This window comes from Streptococcus sanguinis, assembly GCF_020729765.1.
Lineage (GTDB): Bacteria > Bacillota > Bacilli > Lactobacillales > Streptococcaceae > Streptococcus > Streptococcus sanguinis_Q.
The window spans coordinates 1-9,414 of sequence record NZ_JAJEPD010000086.1; the positions used below are offsets into that span (position 1 = coordinate 1).

General features: G+C 38.2%; 9 protein-coding genes, 2 tRNA genes and 1 rRNA gene. All 12 read left to right on the plus strand.

Annotated features, from left to right (window positions below):
* Positions 1 to 2,109: transcription-repair coupling factor (gene mfd, locus K4H96_RS11215; RefSeq protein ID WP_227956533.1), on the plus strand; the 2,109-nt coding region annotated here is incomplete at its 5' end.
* Between the two features lie 90 nt (positions 2,110 to 2,199).
* On the plus strand, positions 2,200 to 2,466 hold the full coding sequence (locus tag K4H96_RS11220; RefSeq protein ID WP_002931706.1) for an RNA-binding S4 domain-containing protein: 267 nt from the start codon (positions 2,200 to 2,202) through the stop codon (positions 2,464 to 2,466).
* Complete coding sequence (locus tag K4H96_RS11225; RefSeq protein WP_002899511.1) at positions 2,459 to 2,827, plus strand: septum formation initiator family protein; 369 nt, start codon at positions 2,459 to 2,461, stop codon at positions 2,825 to 2,827. The genes K4H96_RS11220 and K4H96_RS11225 overlap by 8 nt, the downstream gene beginning before the upstream one ends.
* A gap of 2 nt (positions 2,828 to 2,829) precedes the next feature.
* Positions 2,830 to 2,958: an SP_0009 family protein gene (locus tag K4H96_RS12285; protein ID WP_002922810.1), complete on the plus strand. Its 129-nt coding sequence runs from the start codon at positions 2,830 to 2,832 to the stop codon at positions 2,956 to 2,958.
* Entirely contained in the window at positions 2,951 to 4,234 is a 1,284-nt protein-coding gene (locus tag K4H96_RS11230) for a serine hydrolase (protein ID WP_227956534.1), read from the plus strand. The genes K4H96_RS12285 and K4H96_RS11230 overlap by 8 nt, the downstream gene beginning before the upstream one ends.
* Complete coding sequence (gene tilS / locus K4H96_RS11235) at positions 4,231 to 5,508, plus strand: tRNA lysidine(34) synthetase TilS (RefSeq protein ID WP_223338123.1); 1,278 nt, start codon at positions 4,231 to 4,233, stop codon at positions 5,506 to 5,508. Before K4H96_RS11230 ends, tilS begins: the two co-directional genes overlap by 4 nt.
* Before the next feature lie 4 nt (positions 5,509 to 5,512).
* Positions 5,513 to 6,055 carry a hypoxanthine phosphoribosyltransferase gene (hpt, locus tag K4H96_RS11240; protein WP_227956536.1) on the plus strand — a complete coding sequence of 181 codons (543 nt, stop codon included), beginning with the start codon at positions 5,513 to 5,515 and terminating at the stop codon, positions 6,053 to 6,055.
* 17 nt (positions 6,056 to 6,072) lie between these two features.
* Positions 6,073 to 8,052: an ATP-dependent zinc metalloprotease FtsH gene (gene ftsH / locus K4H96_RS11245; protein ID WP_223338124.1), complete on the plus strand. Its 1,980-nt coding sequence runs from the start codon at positions 6,073 to 6,075 to the stop codon at positions 8,050 to 8,052.
* Between the two features lie 105 nt (positions 8,053 to 8,157).
* Positions 8,158 to 8,229 (plus strand) — tRNA-Glu (locus K4H96_RS11250).
* Positions 8,230 to 8,234: 5 nt separating this feature from the next.
* Positions 8,235 to 8,308, plus strand: a tRNA-Asn gene (locus K4H96_RS11255).
* Positions 8,309 to 8,520: 212 nt separating this feature from the next.
* Complete coding sequence (locus tag K4H96_RS11260; protein WP_227956535.1) at positions 8,521 to 9,006, plus strand: sigma-70 RNA polymerase sigma factor region 4 domain-containing protein; 486 nt, start codon at positions 8,521 to 8,523, stop codon at positions 9,004 to 9,006.
* Between the two features lie 268 nt (positions 9,007 to 9,274).
* Positions 9,275 to 9,414 (plus strand): 16S ribosomal RNA (locus tag K4H96_RS11265); the annotation flags it as partial.

Genomic DNA, 9,414 nt, shown 5'->3' on the forward strand with positions numbered 1-9,414 from the left:
AATAATTTCGTACTCTGTAATAAGAACAATTTTCTCATCTACGAAATTAAAACCCTGAACAAGATTTCCTTCTATAAGCTAGAAAAAGGGGATTATGTTGTCCATAATATTCATGGGATAGGACGTTATCTGGGGATTGAAACGATTGAAATCTCTGGTGTCCACCGTGATTATCTGACGATTCAATATCAAAATTCTGATCGTATTTCGATTCCAGTTGACCAGATTGATCTCCTATCAAAGTATGTTGCCAGCGATGGAAAAATACCTAAGGTAAATAAGCTAAATGACGGTCGTTTCCAGAAGAGTAAGCAAAAAGTTCAGCATCAGGTTCAGGATATTGCGGATGATTTGATTAAACTATATGCTGAACGCAGCCAGCTAAAAGGTTTTGCTTTCTCAGCGGATGATTCTAATCAAGAGGAATTTGATAATGATTTTCCTTATGTTGAAACAGAGGACCAGCTAAGAAGTATTCAGGAAGTGAAGAAGGATATGGAAAGCAGTCGTCCAATGGACCGGCTCTTAGTTGGTGATGTAGGCTTTGGAAAAACAGAAGTAGCTATGCGGGCTGCTTTTAAGGCTGTCAACGATCATAAACAGGTGGCTGTATTAGTACCAACAACGGTTTTAGCCCAGCAGCACTATACTAACTTTAAAGAACGCTTTAATGATTTTGCGGTCAATATCGAGGTACTCAGCCGTTTCAGGAGTAAGGCAGAACAAAAACAGACTTTGGATAAGCTGCAGAAGGGACAGGTTGACATTATCATTGGAACCCACCGACTATTATCCAAAGATGTAGAATTTGCAGATTTAGGTTTAATCATCATTGATGAAGAGCAGCGTTTTGGAGTTAAGCACAAGGAAACATTAAAGGAATTGAAAAAGAAAGTTGATGTCCTGACCTTGACAGCAACTCCTATTCCTCGAACTCTTCATATGTCTATGCTGGGGATCCGCGATTTGTCAGTTATTGAGACACCGCCTACCAATCGCTATCCTGTTCAAACCTATGTTTTAGAAAGCAATCCTACAGTGATTCGAGAAGCTGTCTTACGTGAAATAGACCGAGGTGGACAGGTTTACTACCTTTACAACAAGGTTGACACAATCGAACAGAAAGTTTCAGAATTAAGAGAGTTAATCCCAGAAGCTTCTATAGGCTATGTTCATGGTCAAATGAGTGAGATTCGTTTAGAAAATACTTTACTGGACTTCATCAATGGAGAATACGATATTTTAGTGACCACAACCATTATTGAAACTGGGGTTGATATCCCCAATGCCAATACTTTGTTTGTAGAAAATGCTGACCATATGGGGTTGTCAACCTTGTATCAACTTCGTGGACGGGTTGGCCGCAGCAATCGGATTGCCTACGCTTATCTGATGTACAGACCAGATAAGATTCTAACAGAAGTTTCTGAAAAGCGTCTAGAGGCTATTAAAGGATTTACAGAGTTAGGTTCTGGATTTAAGATTGCTATGCGAGATTTGTCTATTCGGGGTGCTGGCAATATTCTAGGAAGTATGCAATCTGGCTTTATTGATTCTGTTGGTTTTGAGATGTACTCACAGCTTCTAGAAGAAGCCATTGCTAAAAAGCAGGGCAGAGAAAACAAGCGTCAAAAAAGCAATGCAGAGATTAATCTGCAGATTGATGCCTATCTTCCTAATGACTATATTTCTGATGAAAGACAGAAAATTGAAATTTACAAGAGGATTCGTGAGATTGACAGCCGTGTAAATTATGAAAATCTACAGAATGAATTGATTGATCGCTTTGGGGAGTATCCTGATGTTGTAGCCTATCTGTTGGAGATTGGACTTGCTAAGTCTTATTTAGATCAGGCTTTTGTAAAGTCAGTGGAACGCCAGCAGAATGCAGTAATTATTCATTTTGAGAAAATTTCTCAGCAGCTTTATCTGACGCAGGACTATTTTGAAGCACTTTCGATGACGAATTTAAAGGCTAGAATTGGTGAAAAAAATGGCTTGATTGAAGTGATTTTTGATGTGAGGAACAAAAAAGATTATGAGATTTTAGAAGGTCTGGTTAATTTTGGAGAAAAGATGCTGGAAATTAAACAGCGCAAKGCAGAATAAAGGTTACAATTCAGTGAAGTTTGGCTTTTTAAGCTCTATTTTTCTCAAAAAATGGTAGAATAATAAATTAAGAGAAAATGAGGTAATAGGATGAGATTAGATAAATATTTGAAAGTGTCACGGATTATCAAGCGACGTCCAGTGGCTAAAGAAGTAGCTGACAAGGGTCGGATAAAAGTGAACGGTATCTTGGCCAAGAGCTCAACAGATTTGAAAGTGGATGACTTGATTGAAGTACGCTTTGGTAATAAACTCTTGACTGTAAAGGTTTTGGAGATGAAAGACAGTACCAAAAAAGAAGATGCAGCTAAAATGTACGAAATCGTCAGTGAAACAAGGATAGAAGAAGATGCCTAAAAATATCGTCCAACTCAATAATCGTTTTATTCAAGATGAAAATCAACGCCGCAGATATGTGGATCAGGAACGGCGAAAACGCAACCGTTTTATGGGCTGGGTTCTGATTTTGGTGATTCTATTATTTATTCTACCTACCTATAATTTGTACCAGAGTTATCAAACCTTGCTGCAGCGTCGTGAACAGTATTCTAAACTGCAGGAGAAATATCAGACGCTCAGCGAAGAAAAGGTCTATCAATCTGATATAGCAACAAAGTTAAAAGATGACAGTTATGCTGCTAAGTATGCACGCGCTAAATACTCTTTTTCAAAAGAGGGTGAGTACATTTATACTATCCCAGATTTATTACCACAGTAGTTATGGAAGATTTATTAAAAACAATTGAGCAGTTCTTGGAATTTTCTGATGAAAAACTAGAAGAACTGTCTGAAAAAAATCAAGCTTTGAAACTTCAAGAAAATCAAGAGGAAAGGGGAAAACATGCGTAAGTTTTTGTTACTGATATTTTTGCTGCCAGCTTTATTTAGCAGTATCACAGTTATTAGTACCGAAAAAGATTTCGTATTAGACGAGGAAGAAAAATATCATTTTACAAGCACTACGTATGGACGCTATTATGATAGCATCCCGACAAATCCTAATGTTTATGAARAAACTCCTACATTTACAGATTCTACTCTGAGTAAGACTGCTGGAAAGCTAGTTCCAGACCAGCCAATCCAGATAACAGGATTTTATGTAAATGAAGAAGGAGTTCCGATTTTCAAGCTGAAAAATGGGCAGTTTGTGACAGCGGATAAAAATACAATTTACGAAGATACTGTCCAGTCAATCGAAGATATCCATCAAGAAATGTGGCTGAAACCTGGCTTTACTCTTTATGATAAAGCCAATATCAACGGAGCTAAAAAAATCAATACAACGGTAGCTCCATATACAAAAGTAAACATTGTCCAAATTGTCCAGACAGTCAAAGGAACTTATGCTCAGGTTGAAGGACATGGCTGGGTTTCTATGGAATTTCTGGATGAAACTGATAATCGAATGGACAAAGTTCAAGAAATTTTGAGCAGTAAGTACAACAAGGCGGACTACTCTATCTATGTCAAACAGCTGGACACAGGCAAAGAAGCAGGTATCAATCAAGATCAAGAGATGTATTCGGCCAGCGTTACCAAACTGCCTTATCTCTACTATGTGCAGGAACAGCTAGATCAGAAAAAACTTTCGTTAGATCAGAAGTTCAAGTATATTGGAGCAGTCAATGATTTTACAGGTGCTTATGAACCAGAAGGAAGTGGCAGCATTGCTAAGTCAGCTGATGACAAGGAATATTCAGTTCAGGATTTGATTAATMGAGTGGCCAAAGAATCAGATAATGTCGCCCACAATATTTTAGGCTATTATGCGACCAATCAATCTGATAAAAATTTTCAGCAGACGATTAATAAAATAGCTGGAAAGAAATGGGATGTGGAAGAAAGACAAGCTTCTTCACGTATGGCTGGAAATGTTTTGGAAGCTATCTATGAGCAAAATGGCATGATTATCGATGCCTTGTCTCAGACAAATTATGATAATCAGCGGATTTCTAAAAATATAGATGTTAAAGTGGCTCATAAAATTGGTGACGCCTATGATTTTAAGCACGATGCTGCGATTGTCTATACAGATTCTCCTTTTATCATTGTCATTTTCACTAATAATTCAAACTACGATAACATTTCCCAGATAGCAGACGATGTCTATGGAGTCCTGAAATGATTAAGCAAGAATTTCTTAAAAAAATGCAGGAGAAAAAGTATTTCCAAGACCATCGAAAAGTTTTAGTTGCTGTATCAGGTGGACTGGATTCTATGACACTGCTGCAGCTGTTGATTGTTTCTCAAAAAGAACTGGCTATCGAGCTTGCGATTGCTCATGTCAATCACAAACAGCGGCCAGAGTCAGATCAAGAAGAAAAGGCATTGGTAAAGATTGCGGAACAGCTTGGTGTAAAGATTTTTACATCAAGTTTTTCTGGTAATTTTTCAGAAAATGCTGCTCGGCAGTTTCGTTATGATTTTTTCGGGAAAGTGATGCAGGAGGGGCACTATACAGCTCTGGTAACTGCCCACCACGCAGATGATCAAGCTGAGACTGTTTTTATGCGGCTGCTGCGTGGAGCTAGACTTCGTCATCTGTCCGGCATGAAAGCTGTCCAGCCTTTTGCTTGTGGGGAGCTGATTCGTCCTTTGCTTACTTTTCATAAGTCAGACTTTCCGGATATTCAGTATTTTGAAGATAGCAGTAATTTTCAAAATGATTATCTCAGAAATCGAATTCGCAATCTTTATCTGCCGGATCTAGAAAAAGAAAACCCACAATTTAAGGATTCTTTGCGGTATCTGGGAAAGGAAATTGAAGATTGGCAGACCGCTTTGTCTCACTTGACCAGAGATTTAGATATAGAAAATGTCCAAGTCTTTCATCAGCAAATCCCCCAGGTTCAACGTTTTCTATTGCAGAACTATCTCGAAAATTTTCCTGGGCTGAATCTGAGCAAGCAGCAGTTTGAGGAGGTTTTGAACATCCTGCGGACTAAGGCCAATTATCAGCACACTTTGAAAAAAGACTATGAGCTTGTTAAGGATTACCAGCGTTTTGAAATTAAAAAAATCAGTCGTAAGCCCGATTTAAAAATGGATTCAATTTTGTTAGAATTTGAGAATCTGATTGAGTTTGGGCATTATCGATTTTCATTTGGGATTCCTTTGAGTGGTGAAAATATCCAGAAAATTTTTGTTTCGCGTGAAACTTCGCTGACACTCCGCTTCCGAAAAGAGGGAGACAGTATTTTGCTGAATGGTCATCACAAAAAGCTTCGTCGTCTTTTTATTGATAAGAAGGCTTCCTTTGAAGAACGGAATTCATCTGTAATCGTGGAACAAAATCATCAAATTTTAGCAATCTTAAATATTGCTATCAGTGATTTGAGTAAGGCATTAAAAAGTGATATAATGAGTACTGTACTTTATATTCAGAAAATAGATGGGTAAAATTATGCTAGAACAAGATATCAAAAAAATATTGATTTCCCATGATGAAATCGTGGATGCTGCAAAAAAGCTTGGTCAGCAATTAACCAAAGACTACCAAGGTAAGAATCCAATTTTTGTTGGAATCTTAAAAGGTTCCGTGCCTTTTATAGCTGAGTTARTCAAGCATATTGACACACATATTGAGCTTGATTTTATGTTGGTTTCTAGCTACCATGGTGGTACTGCTAGCTCAGGTGTCATTAATGTTATTAAGGACATTGATCAAGACATCACAGGACGTGATATCCTATTTGTTGAGGATATTATTGATACTGGTCAGACTTTAAAAAATCTGTGCAATTTGTTTAAGGAAAGAAATGCTGCATCAGTAAAAATTGCTACACTTTTGGATAAACCAGAAGGCCGTGTTGTTGAAATTGATGCAGATTATACATGTTTCACAATTCCAAATGAATTTGTTGTTGGATATGGATTAGATTATAATGAGAACTATCGTAATATTCCATATATTGGTATTTTGAAAGAAGAAGTTTATACAAAATAAAGGTTTACTATTAATAGATGAAAAATAAGCAAAACAATGGTTTTATAAAAAATCCATTTCTCTATATTCTGATTATTGTTGTCCTGGTGACAGGTTTTCAGTATTTCTTCTCAGGAGATACTGGCGGTCGCAGTCAGCAAATCAATTACACAGAATTAGTGAAGGAAATTAAGGAAAATAATGTCACAGAGATGAGCTACCAGCCAAATGGCAGCGTCGTTGAGATTTCAGGTACTTACAAAACACCTCAGGAATCGAAAGAAGATACAGGGATTTTATTTTTCACTCCAAACGTTTCTAAAGTAGAGAGATTTACAAGTATTATTTTACCGTCAGATATTACAATTTCTGATTTACAAAAATTAGCCTCTGAGCATAACACTGAAATCAGCATAAAGCGCGAAAGTTCAAGCGGAATGTGGATTACAATACTCACTTCCATCGTTCCTTTTGTAATTGTCATCTTCTTCTTTATGTCCATGATGAATCAAGGTGGAGGCGGTGGTGCCCGCGGTGCCATGAATTTCGGGCGCAATAAAGCGCGTGCTGCTAACAAAGAAGATATTAAAGTTCGTTTCTCGGATGTAGCTGGTGCCGAAGAAGAAAAACAAGAACTTGTAGAAGTTGTTGAGTTTTTGAAAGATCGGAAACGTTACACCAAACTAGGTGCTCGTATTCCTGCCGGTGTCCTTCTGGAAGGCCCTCCAGGAACTGGTAAAACCTTGCTTGCTAAGGCAGTTGCTGGAGAAGCAGGTGTTCCTTTCTTCAGTATCTCAGGTTCCGACTTTGTAGAAATGTTTGTTGGGGTCGGAGCAAGCCGAGTTCGTTCTTTATTTGAAGATGCGAAAAAAGCAGCTCCTGCTATTATCTTCATCGATGAAATCGATGCAGTCGGTCGTCAGCGTGGTGTTGGCCTTGGCGGTGGTAACGATGAGCGTGAGCAAACCCTCAATCAGCTCTTGATTGAAATGGATGGTTTTGAAGGCAATGAAGGAATCATTATCATTGCGGCTACTAACCGTTCGGATGTATTGGATCCAGCCTTGCTGCGTGCTGGCCGTTTTGACAGAAAAGTGTTGGTCGGCCGTCCTGATGTTAAAGGTCGGGAAGCTATTCTTCGTGTTCACGCTAAGAATAAGCCGCTGGCTAAAAATGTTGATTTGAAATTAGTCGCTCAGCAGACACCAGGTTTTGTTGGTGCTGATTTGGAAAATGTCTTGAATGAGGCTGCTTTGGTTGCTGCTCGTCGTAACAAGAAAGTCATTGATGCAGATGATATTGATGAAGCAGAAGATCGGGTAATCGCAGGACCTTCTAAGAAAGATAAGATGGTGTCTGAACGTGATCGTCAAATGGTTGCTTATCATGAAGCTGGACATACTATTGTTGGTTTGGTATTGTCAAATGCGCGTGTTGTACATAAGGTAACTATCGTCCCTCGTGGACGCGCTGGTGGTTATATGATTGCCCTACCTAAGGAAGACCAAATGCTTCTATCTAAAGAAGATATGAAAGAGCAATTAGCTGGTCTTATGGGTGGCCGTGTGGCTGAAGAGATTATCTTTAATGTTCAAACAACAGGTGCCTCTAATGACTTTGAACAGGCAACTCAGATGGCCCGCAGTATGGTAACAGAATATGGAATGAGCGAAAAACTTGGTCCGGTTCAATACGAAGGAAACCATGCTATGTTTGGTGCAGCCAGTCCTCAAAAATCAATATCAGAACAGACTGCATATGAGATTGACGAAGAAGTAAGAGAACTTCTTAATGAAGCTCGTAACAAAGCTGCAGAGATTATCCAGTCCCATCGCGAAACTCATAAATTGATTGCTGAAGCGCTTCTTAAATATGAAACTTTGGATAGCAATCAGATTAAATCATTGTATGAAACTGGCAAAATGCCAGAAGAGTCTGAACTTGAATTAGACAAAGAAGCTCATGCACTTTCTTATGATGAAATTAAAACGAAAATGGAAGAAAAAAGTTCTGAGTAGAAGAAGTTGGAGAAATTCCAACTTTTTTCTCTTTTTCTGAAATAATTATTGACAAAGGAAGAAAAGCTGATATAATGGAATATGTTCTGCAGAAGGACAAGAAATGGTCCGTTGGTCAAGGGGTTAAGACACCGCCTTTTCACGGCGGTAACACGGGTTCGAATCCCGTACGGACTATATAATCCGCCATAGCTCAGTTGGTAGTAGCGCATGACTGTTAATCATGATGTCGTAGGTTCGAGTCCTACTGGCGGAGCTAGGTTTAAAAAATCAAATGTGTAAGCATTTGATTTTTTTCTTGCTTTATACTTCGCACAATCCTCCCAAATGACTAAATATGTGCCTGAAATGACTTTAAAATAGTTATTCGAGTCAGAAGAGCTCCTGAAAGATGCTTTTTAGAAGAAAGAGTCCACCTTGCTTTCTATTTACAGTAGAATTAAGTCAAGTAAATTTTAAGGAGGAACTATGGATTTTAGAACTACTTATGAGAAGGTGAAATGGATAGTTTGGAAGTGTAAGAAAGACTATTATATTCATTTGTGGGAACATAGTGATTGGGAGCAAGAAGGAATGTTGGTTTTATACGAACTTCTGCTTAAAGAAAAAGGGATTGAAAACGATGAGAAAAAACTCTATCGTTATTTCAAAACAAAATTCAGAAATCATATACATGATAAAATTCGTAAACAAGAAAGCCAAAAGCGTAAATTGGACCGCCAGCCTTATGAAGAAGTGAGTGAGATTGGACATCGTTTGAAGTCAAAAGAATTGTTTCTAGATGAGTTAGTTGCYTTCAGAGARGCRATTGRYAATTATAAAAGGACTCTTGATGATGTTGGATTGGATAATTATCAGAGGTTGATGAGCAACGAGCGCTTTAAAGGAAGAAGAGCCATGCTTAAAGATTTAAAAAATCACTTAAAAGATTTTCAAGATAATACGATTTTGTAATGAACAAACTTGATGACTTTATTTCTGTTTTACTAGAACAGGTTAGAGCATCAAGTTTTTTTATTAAATAAAAATCAAAAAAAATTGGGAAAAGGTATTGACAGGTTGGTGGTATAGGTGATATACTAATATAGTTGTCGCGAAAGACAAAGCCCTTTGAAAACTGAACAAGACGAACCAAGTGCAGGGTGACATAGAGATATGTAACCTGTCAAAAAACGAGAAAATAAATCTGTCAGTGGACAGTAATGAGTGCGAACTCAAACTTTTTAATGAGAGTTTGATCCTGGCTCAGGACGAACGCTGGCGGCGTGCCTAATACATGCAAGTAGAACGCTGAAGAGAGGAGCTTGCTCTTCTTGGATGAGTTGCGAACGGGTGAGTAACGCGTAGGTAACCTGCCTGGTA